Here is a 21,778-nt window from a genome sequence, read left to right as displayed (position 1 = left end):
CTTCGGCACATTGGGCCAGGGAGGCCCTCGCTGCGGCCAGGGCTGCGGCGTGTCGTTCGACATTGGCCGCATCTCGGCGCGCCAGGAAGTCCTCCTCGGCGAGCTGCGCGCGCAGCGTGGCGATTTCGGCCTCGAACATGGCGGCTTCGCCGTGGACCGAGGTGGCGATGCGCGCCTGCCCCAGCATGTTGACGACAAAGATGCAGGCCAGGCCGGCCAGGGTCGCCAGGACGATGAGCAGCAGCTTGTTGCGGATGGACACGAACGGGTACCTCCAGACGGTGGGCGGTGGCGGCGCAGGGTGCGTGATTGGCGGAGGTATCTGGATTCGTCGCGTGGCGCAAGCTCGATCGGGTCCGCCCGGGCGCTACTGCGCCGGGTGGACCGTCACTTCGAACTTCTTGAGGTAGTCCACAGGGTTGTAGGACTCCTTGGCCTTGCGCAGCCCGGGGTCGCCCAGGTCCTGCTCGCGGTTGACCAGCTCGTAGCCCCCGGCCTCGTGGTCCAGGAACATCTGGTTGATGGCCTGGTAGATGCCCTTGTAGCGGGTGTGGGCCTTCTCGAAATGGATGACCACCGTGCGCTCGCACAGGTGCTCGGCCACGGTGTAGGCCGCGCGCTGGTCGTCGATCTCGATGACCCCGCCGAACACGCCGCGCAGGCTGTCCCAGCTCTGGAGCACGCGGCGGATGGCGTTGTTCTCGGCGGCCAGCAGCTCGCGCGACTCGGCGTCGCGCCAGCGGAACCAGTCCATCTGCATCTGGAGGGCGGCCTCCACGCAGTCGGGGGTCATGGTGTGGTAGTGGTGGTCGTAGGTGCGCAGGAACTGGTTGAGCAGGTTCTTCTTCTTGTGGAAACGGTTGCCCGCAAGGGCCGTCAGCTCCGGCACGGAGTAGAGATAGTCCCAGTGGCCGCGCGCCTCGGTCAGCTCCACGCGCGGGCCCAGGGCCCGCTGCCACGACAGGGCCAGGGCCTCGGGCACGCGGGTGAAGGCGCCGCAGTGCCCGATGACCGGGCAGCGGCTCCAGTCCACCTCGTCCCAGGGGCCCACGGGCGCCCAGTGGACGACGTGGGGCCTGGTCTGGCGCAGCCAGACGTGGGTGTCGCCGAAGTGCCATTGCAGGCCGTATTCCTCGGCCCAGCCCCAGATGTTGATGAAGCTGTAGTCCGAGGCCTTCTGGGGGCAGCGGGCGAAGCGCTCCAGGTACTGGTCCTGCCGTTCCAGGGAGACCGGCTCGAAGACCGGGTCCTTGCAGTCGTTCATGCTGTCTTGCCTTCCTTTATTTTCTCAGGCCGCCGCCGCCGCCCACGGGCAGCGGGGCCGGCTCCTCGGCCAGCCCGGCGGGGTCGCGCCGCGAGGCGCGCCGCACCAGGGCGAACCGTTTCCAGTCCTTGAACGCGAACACATAGAGGATGACCAGCGCCTGGACCATCTGCGACACGAGCATGGATATCCAGACCCCCCGGGCCTCGCCCAGGACATGGTGCCCGAGGATCCAGGCCAGGGGCAGGCGCACGCACCAGATGGTCGTTCCGAAGACGATCATGGTGTAGATGGTGGCGCCCGCGCCGCCCAGGGCGCCGCCCATGATCATGCCCGTCAGGGTGAAGGGGATGGCCAGGAGGTTCCACGACAGGTAGCTCATGATCTCCAGGCGTACCGCCGGGTCGTCGGACATGATGTCGGCCACGTCCTGGGCCACCTGCCACAGGCCCAGGGCCACCAGGCTCATGATCGCCACGCCGATGCCCAGCACGCGGAAGCCGAAGCGCCGGGCCTCGGCGGGCTGGCCCGCGCCCAGGTAGTGGCCCACCAGCACCGAGGCCGTCATGTTGAAGGCGAACCCGGGCAGGAACAGCAGGGCCTCGATGCGGCCCCCGGCTGTCATGCCCGCCAGGGCGGTGATGTTGCCGTGGGGCAGGGAGCCGGTGATGGCGAAGAGCATCAGGTAGCCCGACTGCCACAGCACCTGCATGAGCCCCGAGGGGCCGGCCACGCGCAGCAGCCGGGGCAGGGCCCGGCGCACCCAGCGCCAGGGCGCGAAGGCCTCGCGGCGCAGCAGGCCCTTGCGGCGCAGCATGACCAGGTTCAGCGCCGCTCCCGCCGTCACGGACCAGAAGGTCGCCCAGGCCAGGCCCGAATGGCCCAGGGCGGGCAGGCCCCACAGCCCGAGGCCCAGCCCGAAATCCGCCACGGCGTTGACCACGCAGACCAGCAGGATGGACAGGGTCGGGAAGATGACCTCCTTGCGCGCCCGGAACACCGCGTTGGCGATGAGCAGGATGTGGTAGGCGGGCAGCAGCAGGGCGTAGACGGCCAGGAAGTCCCCGGTGATGGCGCGCAGCTCCGGGGGAACCTGGAGCAGCACCAGGAACGCCTCGCGGCCCGCCAGCCCGGCGAGCATGAGCAGCGCGCCCATGACCAGGGCCAGGGTCAGGCACAGGCCGACGTAGCGCTGGCCCCGGCGGTAGAGCCCGGCGCCCACGCTCTGGCTCACCGCCGCCACGGCGCCGTTGGCCACCGCCGTGGCCACGATGAGCAGGAAGAACAGGCAGGTGGTGATCAGCCCCAGGGATGCCTGGACCTCGCGGTTGATGAGCCCGGCCACATAGACATCCACGAAGCCGATCCAGAACTGGAGGAACATCATCAGCACCTGGGGCCAGGACAGCCGCCAGATGGCGCGGTAGGGGTGCGCCGTATCCTGCGCGGGGTTCTTGAACGCCATGCCGGCCTTCGCGGGGTGGGGGTCAGGGGTGGAGGGGGCCAAACCCCGAGAATAAGACCGCCCCGGGGGGCGGTCAACCCCGGGGCGGGATCGGCGGCGGCGCGCCTGGCGGAGGCGCTAGCCGCCCGGCTCCGGGGGGGCGCCGCCGGGCCCCGGCGCGGGGCGGCCCTGGCGCAGGGCCCGGGCGTGGGCCAGGGCCTGGGCCTCGCGCCCGGGGTGGCCCAGGTGGCGGTGGCACAGGGCCAGGTATTCCATGGCCTGGGGGTTGCCCGTGAAGGGCGTGAGGAACGAGATGGCGCGCTCGAAGTCGCCGCAGTTCATGAGCGCCACGGCCAGGGCCAGGGACAGGCCCTCGTGCCCGGGGTTGCCCGTCAGGCCCAGGGCCAGGGTGCGCACCGAGGCGCCGTAGTCGCGCCGGCGCTGGAGCATGAGCCCCAGGCCCAGGGCGGCGGTGGCGTCGGGGTGGAACTCCAGGGCCCGGGCGTAGAGCCGGGCGGCGATGTCCTGCGCGTTGGGGAGGTGCGGGTCGCGGGCGTAGTCCCCGCGTTCGAAGGTCATGCCCAGGCGGGCCAGGAAGTCGGCGTGCAGCCGGGCCAGGGCCGGGTCGGGGTCCAGGTCGTCGGCGGCGGCCAGGGCGAAACCCGGCAGCATGGCGCGGTAGCCCTCGCGCAGGGCCCGGCCCCAGGCGGCCACTGTGTCCAGGTCCTGGTCCGGGTCCAGCTCGAAGTGCTTGATGTCCTCCACGGGGTCGAGCCAGATGGAGTCCGCCGCGCCGGTGGCGGCCTTGAAACGCTCGTACAGTTCCGTGCCCGGGAAAACGGACAGGATGAAGAAATGGGCCACCAGGGGCCTGAGCTCGGCGATGAGTTCCAGGGTGGCGCGGATGGTCGCGTCGCTCTCGCCCGGGCAGCCGTAGATGAAATAGGCCCGGGCCAGGATGCCGTGTTTGCGGCACAGGGCGAAGGCGCGCACGGCGTCCTCGCGGCGCACGTTCTTGTTCAGGGCCTGGCGGATGGCGTCGTCGCCCGATTCCACGCCGAAGCTGATCTGGATGCAGCCCGCCTGGCGCATGAGGGCCAGGGTCTGGTCGTCCACGGCGTTGACCCGCGAGATGGCCTGCCATTCCACCTCCAGGCCCCGGGCCATGATCTCGCGGCACACGGCGCGCACGCGCTCGCGGTCCAGGGTGAAGGTGTCGTCGCTGACGTAGAGATGCGTCACGCCCCGGGCGGCCAGCAGCTCCATCTCGTCCACGAAGTGCCCGGGCGAGCGAAAGCGCACCCGGGGGCCCCAGAAGGCCGGGGAGCCGCAGAAGGTACAGCGCCCGGGGCAGCCGCGGGTGAGCGCCAGGTGCTGGTAGGTGAAATGGCGCGCGGCGATGGGCAGGCTGTCCAGGTCGGCCACGGGGGGGCGCGGGGCCGTGGTCGTGGGGCCGTCCGGCCCGCGCAGGGCCAGCCCGGGCACGGCGGCCGGGTCGGCCCCGGCCTGCCAGGCGCGCACCAGCTCGGGCGTGGTCAGGTCGCCTTCGCCCAGGACCACGGCGTCCAGCTCCGGGCAGTGCTCCAGGAAAAAGGCCCACAGCGACGTGGCGCCCACGCCGCCGAAGACCACGCGCACCTCCGGGTCCAGCTCGCGGGCCATGCGCGCGGCGTCCATGGCCCCGAAGCGGTTGGCCTGGAGCACCGTGACGCCGACCACGTCGGGCGCCAGAGTGCGCAGCTCCTCGCGCATGGCCTCGGGCTGGCCGCGCAGGGCGTGCCAGTCGAGCACGCGGGCGTCGCAGCCGGCCGCAAGGAGCGCGGCGGCCACGGCGTAGGTGCCGATGGGCACGCAGGCCACGTCCTCGGTGTGGGTGCGTTCTTCCAGCCAGGGCGGATAGATCAGGGCGACCAGGGGTTTTTCGCGCATGCGGCCTCCGGCGCAAGCTGTACCCGACCTTGGGCCCGAGCGCCAGGGCCGGAAGGGGCCCCGGCGCAGGCGGGGCGGCCTGCTGACGCCCGTAGACGTTCCAGGTCCCAATCCAGGGGCCCCGGGCGCGGCGGGGCGGCCGCCAGCCTCCGCCTGCCGGGCTCCGGAGCCTCCCGCCCGCCTCCGCCCGCCGGGCGGGGCGAAGTCCACACAGGGCGGCCAATAGTGAAAATTTGCACGAACCATTTGACGAGAAGGCGGAAAGTTCATTATACGCGGGGCAAGCGGAACGGGAAAAAGCCCCGGAGAGGCACCTGTCCCGGACCCGCCCGGTCGGCCGGTCCCGGTTGAGACTGGTTTTCATGTGTTTACAAATGGCGCGGGATGCTTCAATCCTGTGCCGATTCGTATTTCGCGCCAACAGGTTATCATATCATTAATCAAAAGGCCCACCATGACACTGGCTCCGCTTCTCGCCCAGCACAGGGAACAGATCCTCGACCGATGGTTCGACCTCATCGTGCGCACCTATCCGGGGCTGTCGGCGGTGTTCCTGAAGAAGAACCACCGCTGGGGCAACCCCGTGGGCACCAACATCCACGGGGCCATCGAAAAGCTCTTCGACGAGCTGCTCCAGCCCGAGGCGTCGAACGACCTCGCCCCCCTGCTGGACGCCGTGGTTCGCATCCGCGCCGTGCAGGACTACAGGCCCTCCGAGGCAGTGGCCATCCTGCTGTTCGTCAAGCATGTGGTCCGCGAGCGGTTCGCCGCGGAGATAGAGTCCGGCCGGATTCCGGCAAAGGAGCTGCACGAGTTCGACAACAAGGTCGACACGATGATGCTCATCGCCTTCGACATCTACACCAAGTGCCGCAACACGGTGATGGAAAACCGCCTGGAGGACTTCAAGCGCAACTTCACCGGGCTCATGCGCAAGCACAAGATCATCGTCGAATACCCGAAGTTCGACAGCGGGACTTCGGAATCGGGTGACGGGTAAATGGCAGTGTAACATCAATCGAGGTAGGGGCTTATGAACGCATTGTACTCACTTTTCGCTGTCTTCGCGCTGGTCGTGATCGCCCTGGTCGGCGCGGGGGCCGCGGGGATGGAGCAGCTCTTCGGGCTGTACATCCCCTGGCTGGCGATTGCCGTCTTCCTGGTCGGCTTCGTCGCCAAGGTCATCGGCTGGGCAAAATCGCCCGTGCCGTTCCGTATCCCGACCACCGCCGGGCAGATGAAGTCGCACGACTGGATCCGCCACGACAAGTACGACAACCCCGCCACCGCCGGACAGACCTTCGTGCGCATGGCCCTCGAAGTGCTGCTGTTCCGCTCGCTGTTCCGCAACCTGACGGCGCAGCGCTTCGGCAGCGCCCAGGACGGCGTGGACGTGAAGATCCGCTACGCCTCGGCCAAATGGCTGTGGCTGTTCGCCCTGATCTTCCACTACTCCTTCCTGGTCGTGTTCATCCGCCATTGGCGGCTGTTCCTCGACCCGGTGCCCTCGGCCCTGCTGGCCCTGGAGTACGCCGACACCTTCCTGCAGATCGGCGCCCCCGCGCTGTACATGAGCGGCGCGGCCCTGGCCCTGGGCGTGTCGCTGCTCCTGCTGCGCCGCTTCGTGGTGCCCCAGGTGCGCTACATCTCCCAGCCCGCGGACTACTTCCCCCTGTTCCTGATTCTGGGCGTGGCCCTGTCGGGCATCCTCATGCGCTACTGGGCCAAGACCGACATCATGGCCGTCAAGGAAGTGACCATGGCCCTGTTCTCGCTCAATCCCGCCGTGCACATCGAAGGGATCGGGGTCGTCTTCTTCGTCCACGTCTTCCTGGTGAGCTGCCTGATCGCCTACCTGCCCTTCAGCAAGCTCATGCACATGGGCGGGGTGTTCCTGTCCCCGACCAGGAACCTGCCCAACGACAGCCGCGCCAGGTACCACCGCAACCCCTGGAACGACCCGAACGTCAAGGCCCACAGCTACGCGGCCTACGAGGACGAATTCCGGGAGAAGATGATCGAAGCCGGGTTGCCCGTCGAGAAGACCCTCGAAGAGGCCGCCAAAACCGAGGCCCAGTAGCCCTAAGGAGTGGACGATGGCTTGGAATGTCAAACCTGAAGAGCTGCTTCAGTACGATTACAAGGTCCCCCAGAAGAACTGGATGGATGTTCCGCCCGAGTTCAAGCCCGGCACATGGTGCTATCCGGCCAAGCCCGAGATTCTGGAGTACCTGAACAAGGCCACCAAGGGCGACTTCCCGCACATCCGCGAGTGGGTGCCCACCGACGTGGACTGGAAGCTGCCCGAGGACTGGCGCGAACGGATCAAGAAGGGCTTCCGCGAGCGGCTGGACAAGTACCGCTCCTTCAAGGTCTTCATGGACGTGTGCGTGCGCTGCGGCGCCTGCGCCGACAAGTGCCACTTCTACATCGGCGGCGGCGACCCCAAGAACATGCCCGTGCTGCGCGCCGAGCTGCTGCGCTCCATCTATCGCGGCGAGTTCACCCTGGCCGGGAAGATCCTGGGCCGGCTGGCGGGCGCGCGCAAGCTCGAGGAGGACGTGGTCAAGGAGTGGTTCCTGTACTTCTACCAGTGCACGGAATGCCGCCGGTGTTCGCTGTTCTGCCCCTACGGCATCGACACCGCCGAGATCACCATGATGGCCCGCGAGCTGCTGCACCTGGTGGGCTGCAACATCAACTGGATTCTGGAGCCCGCCTCCAACTCCAACCGCACCGGCAACCACATGGGCATCCAGCCCCATGCCTACTACGGCATGATGGAGTTCATGTGCGACGACATCGAGGAGATCACCGGGGTCAAGGTCAACTGCCCGGTGAACGAAAAGGGCCATGAGGTGCTGTTCATCACCCCGTCGGGCGACATCTTCGCCGACCCGGGCACCTACACCTACATGGGCTACCTGATGCTCTTCCACGAGATCGGGCTGGACTACACCTGGTCGACCTACGCCTCCGAGGGCGGCAACTTCGGCCTGTTCACCTCCGACCGGATGATGAAGAAGCTGAACGCCAAGATGTACGCCGAGGCCAAGCGCCTGGGCGTGAAGTACATCATCGGCGGCGAGTGCGGCCATATGTGGCGCGTGCTCAACCAGTACATGGACACCATGAACGGCCCGGCGGACTTCCTGGAGACGCCGGTGAGCCCCATCACGGGCACCCGCTTCGAGAGCGCCGCGGGCACGAGCATGATCCACATCACGGAGTTCACCTCCGACCTGATGAAGCACGGCAAGCTCAAGCTCGACCCCAGCCGCAACGACGACAAGATCGTGACCTTCCACGACTCCTGCAACCCCGCCCGCGCCATGGGCCTGCTCGACGAGCCGCGCTACGTCATCCAGAACGTGTGCAACAACTTCGTCGAGATGCCCGAGGACACCATCCGCGAGAAGACCTTCTGCTGCGCCGGCGGCTCGGGCCTGAACACGGACGAGTTCATGGAGATGCGCATGCGCGGCGGCATCGGCCGGGGCAACGCCCTGCGCCATGTGCAGCAGAAAAACGGCGTGAACACCCTGGCGACCATCTGCGCCATCGACCGCGCCACGCTGCCCCCGCTGGCCAACTACTGGGCTCCTGGTGTTGAGGTGTACGGCGTCCATGAGCTGGTGGCCAACGCGCTGGTCATGACGGGCGAGAAACCCAGAGAAGTAGACCTGCGGCAAGAGCCCTTGCCCGGGATGGAGTAAGGGAGGTACTGCCAATGTATGATGGTGGAAAAATAATCGCCGGCCTGATCGTGTTCCTCGGCATAGTCGGGTTCCCGTTCTGGTACAATGCGGGAAGCGCTGGCTACAAGACTCCCGAGCTGAAGCTGCCTCCCAAGTCCAAGGCCACCGAGTGCATCGAGGCCACTGAGTGGATGCGTGCGGAGCACATGCAGCTGCTCAATACCTGGAGGGATTCCGTTGTCCGCGAGGGCAACCTCGAATACACCACCGCCTCCGGCAGCCATGTGGAAATGAGCCTGCAAAAGAGCTGCATGGACTGCCACGACAGCAAGAAGGACTTCTGCGACAAGTGCCACACCGCCGCGGCCGTGGAGCCTTACTGCTGGGATTGCCATATCGCGCCCAAGGAGGAGAAGTAATGAAAACCACCAGACGCGACTTCCTGAAAGTGGCTGGTGTGACGGCGCTGGGCATGGCCGCCGGAGCGGGTTCCGCCCTGGCCAACTCCAAGGGCGCCTACCTGCCGCACTATGAGCATATGGCGCCCGGCCACCAGCACCTCACGGCCAAGCGCTGGGGCATGGTCATCGACACCCGCGCCTTCCACGGCGAGGAGGACTTCGCGCCCCTCATCGAGGCCTGCCACAAGGAGCACAACGTCCCGCACCTTCCCGGCAAGCAGGAAGTGAAGTGGCTGTGGACCGACAGCTTCCACGCCTCCTTCCCCCATAACCACCAGGAGTTCCTGGCCGAGCGGGTGCACCACTCCCGCTACCTGCTGCTGTGCAACCACTGCGACAACCCGCCCTGCGTGCGCGTGTGCCCGACCAAGGCCACCTTCAAGCGCGAGGACGGCATCGTGATGATGGACATGCACCGCTGCATCGGCTGCCGCTTCTGCATGGCGGGCTGCCCCTACGGCTCCCGGAGCTTCAACTTCCAGGACCCGCGCCCGTTCATCGCCGAAGAGAACCCCGTGTACCCCACGCGGATGAAGGGCGTCGTCGAGAAGTGCACCTTCTGCACCGAGCGCCTGGCCGAAGGGAAGATGCCGGCCTGCGTCGAGGCGTCCGAAGGCAAGATCGTCTTCGGCGACCTGGGCGATCCCGACTCCGAGATCCGGCACATCCTGGCGGAGAACTTCACCCTCCGCCGCAAACCGGACCTGGGCACCAGCCCGAGCGTCTTCTACATCATCTAGGGGGGGAGCCATGCTCGAAAAAGCGCTTAACGGCAACAAATACTACTGGTGGTGGATAGGCCTGCTGCTCGCGTGCATCGCGGTCGGCGCCTACAACTACGTCTTGCAGTTCCAGCACGGCCTGCAACTCACCAACATGAGCCGCGACGTGTCCTGGGGCTTCTATGTGGCCCAGCTCACCTACCTGGTCGGCGTGGCGGCCTCGGGCGTCATGCTCGTGCTGCCCTACTACCTGCACGACTACAAGAAGTTCGGGAACCTCGTTGTCTTCGGCGAGTTCATGGCCATCGGCGCCATCATCATGTGCCTGCTCTTCGTCATCGTGGACCTGGGCCAGCCCAAGCGCCTGATGAACGTCGTGCTGCACCCGACCCCGAACTCCGTGCTCTTCTGGGACATGATCGTGCTGAACGGCTACATGTTCCTGAACATCATCGTGGGCTGGGCGTCCCTCGAGGCCCAGAAGAAGGGCGTGCCCTACGCCAAATGGGTCAAGATCCTGGCCATCGTTTCCGTGCCCTTCGCCTTCTCCATCCACACGGTCACGGCCTTCCTGTACGCGGGCATTCCGGCCCGCCACTTCTGGCTGACCGCGATCATGGCCGCCCGCTTCCTGGCCAGCGCCTTCTGCGCCGGGCCGGCGATCATGCTGCTTCTGCTGTTCATCGTCGAGAAGGTCGCCAAGTTCGAGCTGGGCGAATACGCCGTGAAGATGCTGGCCCGGATCATCACCTACGCCATGATCTTCAACGTCTTCTTCTTCGGCCTTGAGCTGTTCACGGCCTTCTATTCCCAGATTCCCGGCCACATGCACTCCATCGTGTACCTGTTCGCCGGGCTGGAGGATCCCGCCACCGGCCAGCACCTGGGCGTGATGGTCCCCTACTTCTGGACCGCCGCGTTCCTGGCCCTGCTGTCCCTGGCGCTGCTCATCCCCTCCACCACGCGCAACTGCAAGCCCGTGCTGATCTTCGCGTTGCTGATCCTCATCGCCGCGACGTGGATCGACAAGGGCATGGGCCTCGTGGTGGCGGGCTTCATCCCGAACATGTTCGAGGGCGTGACGGAATACATGCCGTCCTCCACCGAGCTGTTCATTTCCCTGGGCATCTACGCCATCGGCGCCCTGGTCGTCACCGTGCTGTGGAAGATCGCTGTCTCCGTCAAGAAAGCCGCAGCATAACCCCAAGGCTCCACCCTCGATTGACAGGCCCGCCCCGCAAGGGGCGGGCCTTTTGCGTGCGCGCGGGCCGTGCGCGCCGGGCCGTGCGGCGGGCAGGCGGCGGGCCGGCGTGGGGGCAACGCCCGGGCGCTTGGTGCCCGTCGGGGATCGGCGGGGCAGGAAGGCGGGGCAGGAAGGCGTGCCGTGCGCGGGGGGTGGCAACGCCCGGGCCGCCTGGTGCCCCGTCGGGGGTCGGCGGGCAGGGCATGGGGACTGACGGCGGCGGGTCACCGGGCGGCACGGGGCAGGACGCCAATCCCCGGGCCCGCTCGGTGCGCCCTCCGGGGGCCGGGTGGCGGGCCGTGCGCCGGGCGGGTGCGGCGGCGGCTCCCGGGCCGCTTGGTATCCCGTCGGAGGTCGGCGGGGCAGGGCGCGGCGGCGGGGTCTGTTGCCCGGGGGCCGTTCGGTGCTCCCTCCGGGGCGGGCGATGGGCAGGCGGCGGAGGTTCCGCGCTGCGGACGGCAGGCGGCCCCTGACCCCGCCCGGCCCCGGGCCGGGCGGACGGGGACGAAGCGTGGCCCGGGAGCACGGGTGGAATGCCTCCCCCCGGGGCCGGGCGGGCGGGGACGGAAATGCATGGGTGGCGGGGGCGCAGGGACGGCATGACCCGTGCGCGGGCGGGAACGGCCTGCCAGGGCTGCGGGGCGCCGGGCGAACCGCGGGAGGATGCGGGCCTTGGGTTCTGGGCCCCCGGCCCGGGCCCTGCCGGGCGCCCGCCGGGGCTGGCGCGCCTTCGCCCGCGCGTCTTTGTCCGGCTTCGGGGCCGGGCGGCGAACGGAGCGCGGCCTCCGGGGCCCCGGTGTCCGGCGCGCGCGGCGGATCAGCCCTGGCCGCAGGCCTGGTGCAGCAGGGCTTCGGCCTCGGCCCGGGGCAGGGGGCGGGAGAACAGGTAGCCCTGGGCCAGGGTGCAGCCCAGGCGGCGCAGGGTCTCCAGCTGGGCCTGGGTGTCCACGCCCTCGGCCACGGCGGAGATGCCCAGGTTCCCGGCCAGGGTCAGGATGGAGTTGACGATGACGCGCGCCTCGTCGTCGGTGTCGCAGCGGGAGATGAAGCTGCGGTCGATCTTGAGGGCGTCGATGGGGAACTGGCGCAGGTAGGACAGGGACGAATAGCCGGTGCCGAAGTCGTCCATGGCCAGGGTCACGCCGTGGGCCTTGAGCTGGCGGAGCATGTCGATGGCCGCGCTGGCGTGGTCCATGAGCACGCTTTCGGAGGTCTCCAGGCAGAGATTGGGCGGATGGATGCCCGTGCGGCGCAGCACGGCCTCCACGCGGGCGGCCAGCCCGGGCTGCATGAACTGCTTGGCCGAGAGGTTCACGGACACGCACACCGGCGCCTGGGGGCCGAAGCGCTCCTCCCAGGCGCCGATGGTGGCGCCCGCCTGGTCGAGAACCCAGTCGCCCAGGGGGAAGATGAGCCCGGTGTCCTCGGCGACGTGAATGAACTCCGCCGGGGCCAGCAGGCCGCGCTCGGGGTGGTTCCAGCGCACCAGGGCCTCGAAGCCGGCCAGGGCGCCGGTGGCCACGTCGCGCATGGGCTGGAAGAGCAGGGTGAAGTCCTTGTCGCGCACGGAACGGGCCAGGTCCGTCTCCAGGCGCAGCTGGCGCACGGCCTGCTCGTGCATGCGGCGGTTGAAGACCTTGAAGCGCGACTTGCCTGCGGCCTTGGCGTGGTACATGGCGGTGTCCGCGTCGCGCAGGATGAGGTCGGCCTGGGTGTAGTGCTCGGTGAGCAGGACGATGCCGATGCTTGCGGAGGTGTGGACATCGTACCCCCCCAGGCTGGCGGGGGAGCGCACGGCGGCCAGGATGCGCTTGGCGATGGCCACCACCTCGCGCGGATGGCGGAAGTCCTCCAGGAGCACGGCGAACTCGTCGCCGCCGAAGCGGGCGACGGTGTCCATCGCGCGCACGGAGGCCTCCAGCTGCCGGGCCACATGCTTGAGCAGCTCGTCGCCGATGGAGTGGCCCAGGCTGTCGTTGATGATCTTGAAGCGGTCCAGGTCCATGTAGAGCACGCAGAACAGGTAACCCGGGTTGCGCCGCGCGCGTTCCATGGCCAGGCGCAGGTGGTCCAGGAACAGGGTGCGGTTCGGCAGGCCGGTCAGCGGGTCGTGGAAGGCCTGGTGCATGAGCCGCGACTCGGCCTCCTTGCGCTCGGTGATGTCCTGGAGAAAGCCCTCGTGGCCGATGGGCGTGCCCGTATGGTCGCGCACGGGGCGGGCGTTGCGCGAGATCCATATTTCGTGCCCGTCGCGGCGCCTCGCGCGGGACTCGAAGCCGCGAACCTCGTCCCCGGCGAGGAGCCGGGCCAGGAATTCGGCCTCCTTTTCGGGGTCGGCTGCGGTGGCGTCGGGGTCTTCGGCCAGGGCGGCCAGGAACGCGCCGGGCTCGGGGTGGCCGAAGATGCGCGCCAGGGCGGGGTTGGCCTCCACATAGCGGCCCTGGGCGTCCAGGCGGAAGATGCCCTCCATGGAATTCTCGAAAAGCCCCCGGAACTTGGCCTCGGCCTGGCGCAGGGCCGCCTCGGCCGTTCGCCGTTCGGCGATTTCGGCGCTGAGCTTGTCGTTGGCGCGCCACAGGTCCTCGGTGCGCTCGCGCACGCGCTCTTCCAGGGCGTCGCGGGCGTCGCGCAGGGCCTGCTCGGCCTGCCTGCGGGCGGTCACGTCGCGCAGGATGCCCACCACATGGCGCGTGCCGCCCAGGTCCAGGGCGGCCAGGGAGATTTCGGCGGGGAAGGGCGCGTCGCCCACGCGGGGCACCGTGAGTTCGGCGGTGCTGCGCTCGCCCCGGGCCGTGCCGTCCAGCAGGGGGCGGGCGGGGTCGGCCCCGAGCAGCGTGGCCACCGGGAGCCCGGTCAGGCTGTCGGCGGGGCGGCCCAGCATGGCCCCCAGGGCCGGGTTGGCCTGGATGACCCGCCCGTGCGACCCGGCCAGGAACAGGCCGTCGGCCATGTTGCGCAGGATGGCCGATACCGTGGCCAGGGCGTCGCGGCTCTCGGCGGTGGCGTCGCCCATGCGCCGCTCCAGCTCGGCGATGAAACCGGCCAGTTCCTGGGCCGTGGTGCGGAACGCCTCGGCCACCTCGGCCACCTCGTCGCCCCGGGCGGGGATGTCCGGCGGGTCGGAGAAGTCGTGCCCGCGCACCCGGCGGGCATAGGCCGCCAGGGCCGTCAGCGGACGGGAGATGCTGTCGGTGTAGGAATAGGCCGCCACCACGCAGAGCAGGAAGACGCCGAAGGTCAGCACCTGCAGGTTGATGATCGCGTTGCGGATGGCCGTGTCGATGATGCGCCGGTCCATGCCGATGTGGACGCTGCCGGCCTCGCCGGCCAGCACCGGGTAGCTCACATGGATCACCGGGCCCAGGCCGGGGATGTCGAAGTCGTGGATCTCCGGGGCGCGCAGGCGGCCGCCGCCGCGCATCCGCATGTCCCACAGGGCGGCCACGACGGCCTCGGGCACCTGGGGCACGAAGGTGTGCGCCAGCGCCTCGCCCCGGGCCGAGGCCACCAGGGCGTAGCGCACGCCCTCGATGCCGGGGTACTGGTCCATGACCGACTGGATGGCCGCGGCGTCGTCGGAGAGCAGCAGATCCACGCTGGAACTGGCGATGGACCCGGCGATGGCCAGCCCCTTGCTCTCGAACTCGCGGGTCAGGCGCTCGCGCAGGGTGTAGGACGAATACAGCGACGTGGCCCCGGCGAGGAGCCCGAAAGCCAGGATCATGAAAACCAGGGTGCGCTTGAACAGCCTGGAGAGCTTCATTTGCGCCACCGCGTGAAGTCGTGCAGCGGGGTCAGGCGGCCCCGCTCCACGGTGATGAAATGGACGCGCGTGAGCGCCTGGTTGCTGTCCGGGCCGAAGGCGACGGGCTCGCCCATGCCGAGGTCCTGGCCCGCCAGGGCGCGCAGGGCCTCGGGCAGCAGGCGCGGGTGCGGGTCCGGCCCCATGTGCCGCAGGGCCTCGACGAACAGGCGCGCCCCCAGGTAGCCCTCGAAGGCGGCCAGGCTGTAGGGCAGGGGCCGGTAGCCGTCGCCGACGAGGGTCGGCGGCGGCGGCGGCGCGAAGCGGTCCGCCGCGCGGCGGTAGGCGGCCGCGGCGGGCAGGTTGGGGTCGTCGTGGCTGGGCACGGCCTGGGAGAGCGCGAGGTCCGCGGTGTAGTCGCGTCCGGCGGCGGCGCCCGCGTGGGCCAGGAGCTCCGTCAGCCGTTCGGCCCCGGCGAAGGAAAGCACGGCCACGGGCACGGAGAGCCCCGCGTCGCGCGCCTGGCGGATGAAGGCCGCGCAGGCTTCGGAGGAGCCCACGGCCACCACGGCGTCGGGGCGGCCCCGGGCCAGGATGTCCACCTGGGGGCCCATGTCGGCCTCGGGCCCGGTGTCGCGCGCGTGGCTGGCCTCGGCCACGATGGTCAGGTCGAAGCGCGCCAGGGCCTTGCGCACCCCGTCCCAGCCCGCGCGGCCGTAGGCGTCGCCCTGGTGCAGCACGGCGATGCGCGTACGCCCCTGGCGCACGAAGTTGTCCACCAGCCCCCGGGCCTCCTGGGCGTAGGAGGCCCGCAGGTTGAAGACCCAGCGGGCGTAGGGCGGCTGGCGCAGGGGCTCGGCCCCGGTGAGGGGGAAGAGCAGGTAGAGGTCACTGCCCTGGTAGCGGCGCAGCAGGGGCAGCACGCGGGTGGCCGTGGGCGTGCCCACCTGGCCGAAGAGCGCGAAGACATCGCCCTGTTCGGCGAAGGTGATGGTGTTTTCGATGGCCGGTCCGGGGCTGTAGCGGTCGTCCAGGGCGCGGATGACGATGCGGCGCCCGTGGACGCCGCCCGCCGCGTTGACCTCGGCGAAGCAGGCCTGCGCCCCCCGGTACAGTTCGATGCCCAGGCCGCGCGTGGGGCCGCTGAAGGCCGCCGACATGCCCAGCACGATGTCCCCCTGGGCCCGCGCGGGGCAGGCGGGGACCAGGACCAGCAGGAACAGGGCGGCGAAAACGTGGCGCAGGACGGGCATGCGCGCTCCATTGCTTGAGAGTGTTCTCTCCATATATCAAAGAGATGCGCTCTTCACAAACAGTATGCGCACGTTTCGCGCCAGGCGGGGCGGGGCTTCTCGCCTTCCGGGGCCGGGTGTGCTAGATGCGCGGGGGGACGGGAACGGGTTCCGCCCCCAGGCATGGCGGCGTGAGGATCATGAACAGACGCGATGTGTTGCGGACCCTGGCCCTGGCCCTGGGCGGGGCCGGAGCCCTGGCGGGCTCCGCGGCCCGGGCTTTTTCGCCCCCGCCGGGCCGGGCGCGCTGGCGCCTGGCCCTGGACTGGCCCCCCGAGCTGGATCTCTACGCCGCCGGGGCGTTCCGGTTCGTGCGCCAGGTGTCGCTGCTCACCGAGAGCCGCCTGGCCCTGGACGCGCGCGTGGCGCCCGAGGGCGCGGCACCGGGCGGCGCGGCGGCCCTGGTCCTGGCCGGGGAGGCCGACTGCGCGCACCTGTGCGCCTCGGCCCTGGCGGATCGGGTCCCCGCCCTGGAATGGTTCGCCGGGGTGCCCTTCGGGCTGGATTCCCGGGGCCTGGGCATCTGGCTGTACCGCATGGGCGGGCTGGCCCTGCTGCGCGAGGCCCTGCTGCCCCTGGGGCTCTACGGCTGGCCCCTGGGCGACGCCGGGCCGGGGGTTTTTGCCTGGTCGCGCCGTCCCCTTGCCGGCTCCGGGCCCGACGCCCTGGCCGGACTGGCCTTGACGGCCCGGGGGCTGGCCGCCGAGGTGCTGGGCCGGGCCGGGGCCCGGGTCAGCGCCGCGCCGTCCGGGGGCGGGGCCGCCCTGGCCCGGGTCCTGGAGCGCGGCGAGCTGGACTGCGCCGCGTGGCACGGCGCCCACCATGAGGCCGCAGCAGGGCTGCCGGGGGTCGCGCCCCACGGGCTGGGCCCGGGCTGGCAGGCCCCCGGGCGGCGGATGCTGCTGGTGGTGCGCCGCGAGGCCTACGAGGCCCTGCCCGCCGTGGTGCGCAAGATTTTCGCCGCCGCCGTGGTCCAGGCCGACCATGAGCTGACCCTGGCCGTGGCGGCGGCCAACGCCCGGGCCCTGGCGGCCCTGGCGGCGGCCGGGCGCACGGTGGCGCCCCTGCCGCCCGCGCTGGTCGGGCGGCTGCGCGCGCTGTCCGGAGCCGTGGCCGCCGAGGGCGCCGGGGCCGACGCGCTGGTCGCGCGGGTGCGCGCGGGGCACGACGCCGCCCTGCACGCCGTGCAGGCGCTGGGCCCGGTCCTTACCCCCTGAACCCCGAACCCCCGCAGGAGAACAGGATGATCCAACAGGACCCGGGGCCGCAGGCGGCGGCCCGCGGCCCGCGCATGGTCGTGCTCGACGGCCATGTGCTCAACCCCGGCGACAACCCCTGGGACGCGGTGGCGGCCCTGGGGCGGCTCACGGTGCATGAGCGCACGGCCCCCGGGGAGGTGCGCGCCCGCGCCGCCGGTGCGCAGGTGGTCATGACCAACAAGACCCCCCTGCGCGCGGCGGACATCGAGGCCCTGCCCGAGCTGCGGCTCGTGGCCGTGCTGGCCACGGGCTACGACGTGGTGGACGTGGGCGCCGCCGCCGCCCGGGGCGTGACGGTGTGCAACGTGCCGGGCTACGGTACCCCGGCGGTGGCCCAGTTCGTGTTCGCCCTGATCCTGGAGTGCTGCCACCGCGTGGGCGACCACGGCGCCAGCGTGCGCGCCGGGCGCTGGGCCTCCGGGCCGGACTGGTGCTACTGGCTGACCCCGCAGGTGGAGCTGGCGGGGCGGACAATGGGCGTGGTGGGCTACGGGGACATCGGCTCGCGGGTGGCGGGGCTGGCCCACGCCTTCGGCATGGAGGTGCTGGTCCATACGCCGCGCCCCAAGCCCGCGCCGGGCTGGGGGCCCTTCGCCTTCGTGGGGCTGGAGGAGCTGTTTTCGCAAAGCGATGTGGTCAGCCTGCATTGCCCGCTCACGGCGGGCAACGCCGGTTTCGTGAACGACGCGCTCCTGGCGCGGATGCGCCCGGGGGCCATCCTGGTCAACACCGCGCGCGGGGCGCTGGTGGACGAGGCGGCCCTGGCGCGGGCCCTGGACCGGGGGGCCCTGGGCGCGGCGGCCCTGGACGTGCTGGGCGCCGAGCCCCCTGCGGCGGGGCACCCCCTGCTGGAGCGGGACAACTGCATCCTGACCCCGCACATGGCCTGGGCCAGCCAGCAGGCCCGCCGTCGGCTCATGGCCCAGGTGGCGGAGAACATCCGGGCCTTCCTGGCCGGGAGCCCGGTGAACGTGGTCCGCGGCTGAGCGGCGGCCCGGCCGGCGCCGCGTTCTCGCAATGCGGCGCCGCGCCTTGCCGCCTTTTCGCGACGAACCAGGGTCAGCCCGGCATTGCCGGGGCTGTGCCCCCGGTTCTCCCCCGGCAACCGGGTTTTCGCACAGCCAATGACCGGCCAGGGCCGGGCGGAGCGTCTCCCGTGATTTTGCAGCTAGAACCCCAGGCGGCGCAGCTCGGCCCGGGCGGCGTGGAACTCGGGGCGCGCGGCGCGCCGCGTGGCCACGGCCTCCTGGAACCAGCGCACGGCCTGCGCGGGCTCGCCGCGCGCCAGCAGCAGCTGCCCGGCCAGGAAGCGGGCCTGGCACAGCCGGTCCGGATCGTTTCCCGCGCTGCCCTCCACGCTCTGCACGGCCAGTTCGCCGCGCGCCAGGCGCACCAGGGGCGCTGGCCAGCCGTCGTCCTGCGGGGCCGCCGGGGCCGGGGCGGGGCGCCCTGCGCGCAGCCGGGCCGCGAAGCGCCACAGGGCGGCCAGCGAGTCCCCGGGCCGGGCGGCCAGGGCCGCGCCCAGGTCGTCGTCGGCCGCGGCGAAATCGCCTTCCATGAAGCGGGCCTGCCCGCGCAGCAGCCGGGCCTCGGCGCGCCGGGCCGGGTCCGGCGCGCCGTCCAGCAGGGCCGAGCAGTCGGCCCCGGCGGGCCCGGGCGCGCCCGAAAGGAGCCGGGCCCGGGCCCGGCCCAGCAGGGCCTCGCCGTTGGCGGGCTCGGCGGCCAGGACGGCGGAGAACGCCTCGGCCGCGACGGGAAAATCGTTGTGCTCCAGGGCCAGCCGCGCGCGGCGCTCCTCCAGGCCCGGCAGGCCCGGCGCCAGGGCCCGGGCGCGGTTCAGGTCGGTCATGGCCCCGGCGCTGTCGCCCAGGGCCTGGCGGGCGGCGGCGCGGTTGAGCAGGGCCGGGGCGAAGTCCGGGGCCAGCCGCAGGGCGCGGTCGAAGTCCTCCAGGGCCTGGGCGTGCCGCCCGGCCAGGCTGCGCAGGGCGCCGCGGTTGTTGCGCGCGTCGGGCAGGCCGGGGTCGATGCGCAGGGCCTCGGAGTAGGCCGCCTCGGCCTGCCCGGGGCGGCCCAGGCGTTCCAGGGCCACGGCGCGGTTGTAGTGCGGCACGGCGCTGCCCGGGGCGCCCGCGGCTGCGCGGTCGAAGTCTTCCAGGGCCCCGGCGGCGTCGCCCTGGTCCAGGCGCAGCAGCCCCCGGGCCAGCAGGAGCTGCGGGGCGTCCGGCTCCAGCTCCAGGGCCGCGTCGTAGTCCTGCCGGGCGGGCCCGGCCAGGCCCATGGCCTGGCGCGCCCGGGCGCGCAGGAAGTAGGCCGCCGGGTCCGGCCCGGCATGGGCCAGCAGCACCGTCAGCTCGCGCGCCGCCCGGGGCGCGTCGCCCAGGTCCAGGGCCGTGCGCGCGAGGTTGAAGCGCGCCAGGTCGTAGTCCGGGCGCAGGTCCAGGGCGTGGTCGAAGTCGGCCAGGGCGGCGTGGAGGTCGCCCATTTCCAGGAAGGCCGCGCCGCGGTTGTGGAAGGCCTCGGGATAGTGGGGCGCCAGGGCCGCGGCCTGGGAGTAGTCGGCCAGGGCCCCGGGCAGGTCGCCCAGGGTCTGGCGCGCGGCGCCCCGGAGCTTGAGGGTCACGGCGCGGTTCTCCTCGCCTGCGAGGCCGTCGGCCAGGGCGCGGTCGGCCAGTTCCAGGGCCGCGCGGGCGTCTCCGGCCTCCAGGGCCTGCTGGGCGCGGCGCGCGGCGTCCAGGGCCCGGGCGGGGTCGCTGGCGGCGGCGGGGGCGGCCCCTGGCAGCGCGGCCAGGGCCAGGACCAGGGCGGCCAGGACCAGGGCGGCGGTTGCGAAGCGAAGCGGGGGCATGGCGTGCATCCGGGGTTGAACAGGGTGGCGCAGGGATGGTAGTTTGTCCGCTGGACGACCAAAACGCAAGCACCGCGCCCCCGCCGCTACGGCCGGGGCGAGGAGGACCCCATGAACGATGCCGACACTCCCCGGGGCGGCGCCCCGGACGCCCCGGGCGGCGGGGACGCCGCCGGGGACAAGGACTGGTACCTGCCCGAGGACAGCCGCAGGCACCTGCGCGAGCTGTTCGCCGGGATGCGCGACGAGGTGGTTCTCGAAGCCTACACCAGGGCGGGCGAGAACGACCCCTACAACGAGGCCATGACCCTTTTCCTGCACGACCTGCGGCGCCTGGGCGACAGGATCGTGGTCCGCCTCCACGACGTGGACTCCGAAGAGGCCGCGCGGCGCGGGGTCACGCGCTCGCCGACCCTGCTGGTGGCGCCTGAGCGCTACGCCATCCGCTACACCGGCGCGCCCCTGGGCGAGGAGGCCCGGGTGCTCGTCGAGACCGTGATGCTGGCCTCGGCCGGGCGCAGCGGGCTGTCGGACATGTCGCGCCGCGTGCTGGCCGACCTGGCCGAGCCCCGCGAGGTGCGCGTGTTCATCAGCCCCACCTGCCCTTACTGCCCCGGGCAGGTGACCAACGCCTTCCGCGCCGCCCTGGAGTGCCCGGGGCTGGTCCGCGCCGAGTGCGTGGAGACCGGGGAGAACCAGGACCTGGCCGAGCGCTACCAGGCCACGGCCCTGCCCCTGACCGTGGTCAACGAGACCTTCCGCCAGAAGGGGCTCATGCCCGAGGAGCGCTTCGCCATCGAGCTGGTTGAGCTGCACACCGTGGAGGAGCTGTTCGCGCGCATGGACGCCGAGGGGCCGCAGAGCGTGGGCGGCGCGGCGGGCGAGCTGCTGCGCCAGGCCCGCGACGGCGAGAACGCCCCCGGGGCTGCCGGGGCCCCCGAGGCCGAGGAGTTCGATGTGATCGTGGCCGGGGCCGGGCCCGCCGGGCTCACCGCCGCCATCTACACCGAACGCAGCGGCCTGAAGACCCTGGTGCTGGAGAAGGGCGCCGTGGGCGGGCAGGTGCTGCTGACCCCCGAGGTGGAGAACTACCCGGGCTTCAAGCGCGTGGGCGGCATCCAGCTCATGGAGATGATCGCCGCCCAGGCGCGGGAATACTGCACAGTGCGCGAGGGCGAGCCCGCGCAGGAGATCAAGATCGGGCGCGCGGTGGAGGTCTTCACCCCGCGCGGGCGCTACCGGGCCAAGGCCCTGGTGCTGGCCACGGGCTCCAGCGCCAAGCGCCTGGGCGTGCCGGGCGAGACGCAGTTCTTCGGCAAGGGCGTGAGCGTGTGCGCCTCGTGCGACGGCTGGGCCTACAAGGGCCGCGAGGTCGTGATGATCGGCGGTGGCAACACCGCCCTGACCGAGGCCCTGCACCTGAAGAACATGGGCGTGGGCGTGACCGTCGTCCACCGCCGCGACGCCTTCCGCGCCGAGCGCCACCTGCAAAAGGGCGTGGAGCAGGCGGGCATCCCCGTGCTCTGGAACACCGAGGTCGAGGAATTCGTCGGCGGCGAGGGCGGGCTGTCGGCCGTGCGCCTGCGCAACGTGGCCGACGGCACGACGAGCGAGCTTGCGGTGCACGGCGCGTTTCTGGCCATCGGCTGGAACCCGAACACGGAGCTGGCCCGGCAGATCGGGGTGCGCCTGGACGCCTACGGGTGCATCGAGGTGGACCGGGGCATGCGCACCAACATCCCGCGCGTGTACGCCTGCGGCGATGTCATCGGCGGGGTGCAGCAGATCGCCACCGCCGTGGGCGAGGGCTCCACGGCGGCCCTGGCCGTGTTCGAGGACATCGCCAACCCCTACTGGCTGCGCCCCGAGGACGGCTAGG

15 protein-coding genes and 1 pseudogene are annotated in these 21,778 nt (G+C 71.2%); 9 read left to right on the top strand and 7 right to left on the bottom strand.

The annotated features are described in order from the left end of the window. The 4 genes and pseudogenes from M0P34_RS00875 to M0P34_RS00860 form a co-directional block, all read right to left on the bottom strand. Positions 1–262, bottom strand: a pseudogene (locus M0P34_RS00875) (hypothetical protein); the annotation flags it as partial. Between the two features lie 105 nt (positions 263–367). Further along, the gene (locus M0P34_RS00870) at positions 368–1,264 is read right to left on the bottom strand and encodes a phosphatidylglycerol lysyltransferase domain-containing protein (protein WP_291495362.1); all 897 of its coding nucleotides are present in this window, start codon (positions 1,262–1,264) and stop codon (positions 368–370) included. Positions 1,265–1,280: 16 nt separating this feature from the next. Continuing rightward, the gene (locus M0P34_RS00865) at positions 1,281–2,729 is read right to left on the bottom strand and encodes an MATE family efflux transporter (protein WP_291495360.1); all 1,449 of its coding nucleotides are present in this window, start codon (positions 2,727–2,729) and stop codon (positions 1,281–1,283) included. Between the two features lie 117 nt (positions 2,730–2,846). Continuing rightward, a complete protein-coding gene (locus M0P34_RS00860) occupies positions 2,847–4,637 on the bottom strand; it encodes a radical SAM protein (protein WP_291495358.1) in 1,791 nt (596 codons plus the stop codon). Between the two features lie 454 nt (positions 4,638–5,091). On the opposite strand from M0P34_RS00860, the gene M0P34_RS00855 reads away from it, so the two are divergent. Genes M0P34_RS00855 through dsrP form a run of 6 tightly spaced genes read left to right on the top strand, consistent with a single transcriptional unit; the run spans position 5,092 to position 10,719 of the window. Next, a complete protein-coding gene (locus M0P34_RS00855) occupies positions 5,092–5,637 on the top strand; it encodes an RsbRD N-terminal domain-containing protein (RefSeq protein ID WP_291495356.1) in 546 nt (181 codons plus the stop codon). A 33-nt stretch (positions 5,638–5,670) separates the two neighbouring features. Then, entirely contained in the window at positions 5,671–6,717 is a 1,047-nt protein-coding gene (dsrM, locus tag M0P34_RS00850; protein ID WP_291495354.1) for a sulfate reduction electron transfer complex DsrMKJOP subunit DsrM, read from the top strand. Positions 6,718–6,733: 16 nt separating this feature from the next. Continuing rightward, on the top strand, positions 6,734–8,353 hold the full coding sequence (gene dsrK, locus M0P34_RS00845; protein WP_291495352.1) for a sulfate reduction electron transfer complex DsrMKJOP subunit DsrK: 1,620 nt from the start codon (positions 6,734–6,736) through the stop codon (positions 8,351–8,353). A gap of 14 nt (positions 8,354–8,367) precedes the next feature. Continuing rightward, positions 8,368–8,754 (top strand): sulfate reduction electron transfer complex DsrMKJOP subunit DsrJ, encoded by a 387-nt coding sequence (gene dsrJ, locus M0P34_RS00840; RefSeq protein ID WP_291495350.1) that lies wholly within the window; start codon positions 8,368–8,370, stop codon positions 8,752–8,754. Then, the gene (gene dsrO, locus M0P34_RS00835; RefSeq protein WP_291495348.1) at positions 8,754–9,536 is read left to right on the top strand and encodes a sulfate reduction electron transfer complex DsrMKJOP subunit DsrO; all 783 of its coding nucleotides are present in this window, start codon (positions 8,754–8,756) and stop codon (positions 9,534–9,536) included. The genes dsrJ and dsrO overlap by 1 nt, the downstream gene beginning before the upstream one ends. 10 nt (positions 9,537–9,546) lie before the next feature. Continuing rightward, positions 9,547–10,719, top strand: coding sequence for a sulfate reduction electron transfer complex DsrMKJOP subunit DsrP (dsrP, locus tag M0P34_RS00830; protein ID WP_291495346.1), 1,173 nt, complete (start codon positions 9,547–9,549; stop codon positions 10,717–10,719). Between the two features lie 859 nt (positions 10,720–11,578). On the opposite strand, the gene M0P34_RS00825 is transcribed toward dsrP, so the two are convergent. Both M0P34_RS00825 and M0P34_RS00820 read right to left on the bottom strand, forming a co-directional pair. After that, on the bottom strand, positions 11,579–14,524 hold the full coding sequence (locus M0P34_RS00825; RefSeq protein ID WP_291495344.1) for an EAL domain-containing protein: 2,946 nt from the start codon (positions 14,522–14,524) through the stop codon (positions 11,579–11,581). Then, positions 14,521–15,756, bottom strand: a complete 1,236-nt coding sequence (locus tag M0P34_RS00820; RefSeq protein WP_291495341.1) for an ABC transporter substrate-binding protein — start codon at positions 15,754–15,756, stop codon at positions 14,521–14,523. The genes M0P34_RS00825 and M0P34_RS00820 overlap by 4 nt, the downstream gene beginning before the upstream one ends. Positions 15,757–15,935: 179 nt before the next feature. Between M0P34_RS00820 and M0P34_RS00815 the strand changes: the two genes are divergently transcribed. Together M0P34_RS00815 and M0P34_RS00810 are read left to right on the top strand one after the other, a co-directional pair. Beyond that, on the top strand, positions 15,936–17,012 hold the full coding sequence (locus M0P34_RS00815) for a hypothetical protein (RefSeq protein ID WP_291495339.1): 1,077 nt from the start codon (positions 15,936–15,938) through the stop codon (positions 17,010–17,012). Positions 17,013–17,038: 26 nt separating this feature from the next. Then, entirely contained in the window at positions 17,039–18,040 is a 1,002-nt protein-coding gene (locus tag M0P34_RS00810; protein WP_291495337.1) for a D-2-hydroxyacid dehydrogenase, read from the top strand. Between the two features lie 182 nt (positions 18,041–18,222). Here M0P34_RS00810 and M0P34_RS00805 read toward each other — a convergent pair whose 3' ends face one another. Then, positions 18,223–19,899, bottom strand: coding sequence for a tetratricopeptide repeat protein (locus M0P34_RS00805; protein ID WP_291495335.1), 1,677 nt, complete (start codon positions 19,897–19,899; stop codon positions 18,223–18,225). 111 nt (positions 19,900–20,010) lie between these two features. Between M0P34_RS00805 and M0P34_RS00800 the strand changes: the two genes are divergently transcribed. Beyond that, the gene (locus M0P34_RS00800) at positions 20,011–21,777 is read left to right on the top strand and encodes an FAD-dependent oxidoreductase (RefSeq protein ID WP_291495333.1); all 1,767 of its coding nucleotides are present in this window, start codon (positions 20,011–20,013) and stop codon (positions 21,775–21,777) included. Position 21,778 lies beyond the last annotated feature (1 nt).

It is taken from the genome of Desulfocurvus sp. (genome assembly GCF_023230885.1).
Lineage (GTDB): Bacteria > Desulfobacterota > Desulfovibrionia > Desulfovibrionales > Desulfovibrionaceae > Desulfocurvus.
The sequence above is the reverse complement of the archived record's forward strand: the minus strand, read 5'-3'. Positions and strand labels throughout refer to the sequence as shown.

Bases quoted from the DNA above. Each gene is read 5' to 3' on its own strand.
- dsrM (WP_291495354.1), top strand. From the start codon at position 5,671: ATGAACGCATTGTACTCACTTTTCGCTGTCTTCGCGCTGGTCGTGATC.
- M0P34_RS00800 (WP_291495333.1), top strand. From the start codon at position 20,011: ATGAACGATGCCGACACTCCCCGGGGCGGCGCCCCGGACGCCCCGGGC.
- M0P34_RS00825 (WP_291495344.1), bottom strand. From the start codon at position 14,524: ATGAAGCTCTCCAGGCTGTTCAAGCGCACCCTGGTTTTCATGATCCTG.
- M0P34_RS00865 (WP_291495360.1), bottom strand. From the start codon at position 2,729: ATGGCGTTCAAGAACCCCGCGCAGGATACGGCGCACCCCTACCGCGCC.
- dsrJ (WP_291495350.1), top strand. From the start codon at position 8,368: ATGTATGATGGTGGAAAAATAATCGCCGGCCTGATCGTGTTCCTCGGC.
- M0P34_RS00855 (WP_291495356.1), top strand. From the start codon at position 5,092: ATGACACTGGCTCCGCTTCTCGCCCAGCACAGGGAACAGATCCTCGAC.
- dsrP (WP_291495346.1), top strand. From the start codon at position 9,547: ATGCTCGAAAAAGCGCTTAACGGCAACAAATACTACTGGTGGTGGATA.
- M0P34_RS00810 (WP_291495337.1), top strand. From the start codon at position 17,039: ATGATCCAACAGGACCCGGGGCCGCAGGCGGCGGCCCGCGGCCCGCGC.
- M0P34_RS00870 (WP_291495362.1), bottom strand. From the start codon at position 1,264: ATGAACGACTGCAAGGACCCGGTCTTCGAGCCGGTCTCCCTGGAACGG.
- dsrK (WP_291495352.1), top strand. From the start codon at position 6,734: ATGGCTTGGAATGTCAAACCTGAAGAGCTGCTTCAGTACGATTACAAG.
- dsrO (WP_291495348.1), top strand. From the start codon at position 8,754: ATGAAAACCACCAGACGCGACTTCCTGAAAGTGGCTGGTGTGACGGCG.
- M0P34_RS00815 (WP_291495339.1), top strand. From the start codon at position 15,936: ATGAACAGACGCGATGTGTTGCGGACCCTGGCCCTGGCCCTGGGCGGG.
- M0P34_RS00820 (WP_291495341.1), bottom strand. From the start codon at position 15,756: ATGCCCGTCCTGCGCCACGTTTTCGCCGCCCTGTTCCTGCTGGTCCTG.
- M0P34_RS00860 (WP_291495358.1), bottom strand. From the start codon at position 4,637: ATGCGCGAAAAACCCCTGGTCGCCCTGATCTATCCGCCCTGGCTGGAA.
- M0P34_RS00805 (WP_291495335.1), bottom strand. From the start codon at position 19,899: ATGCCCCCGCTTCGCTTCGCAACCGCCGCCCTGGTCCTGGCCGCCCTG.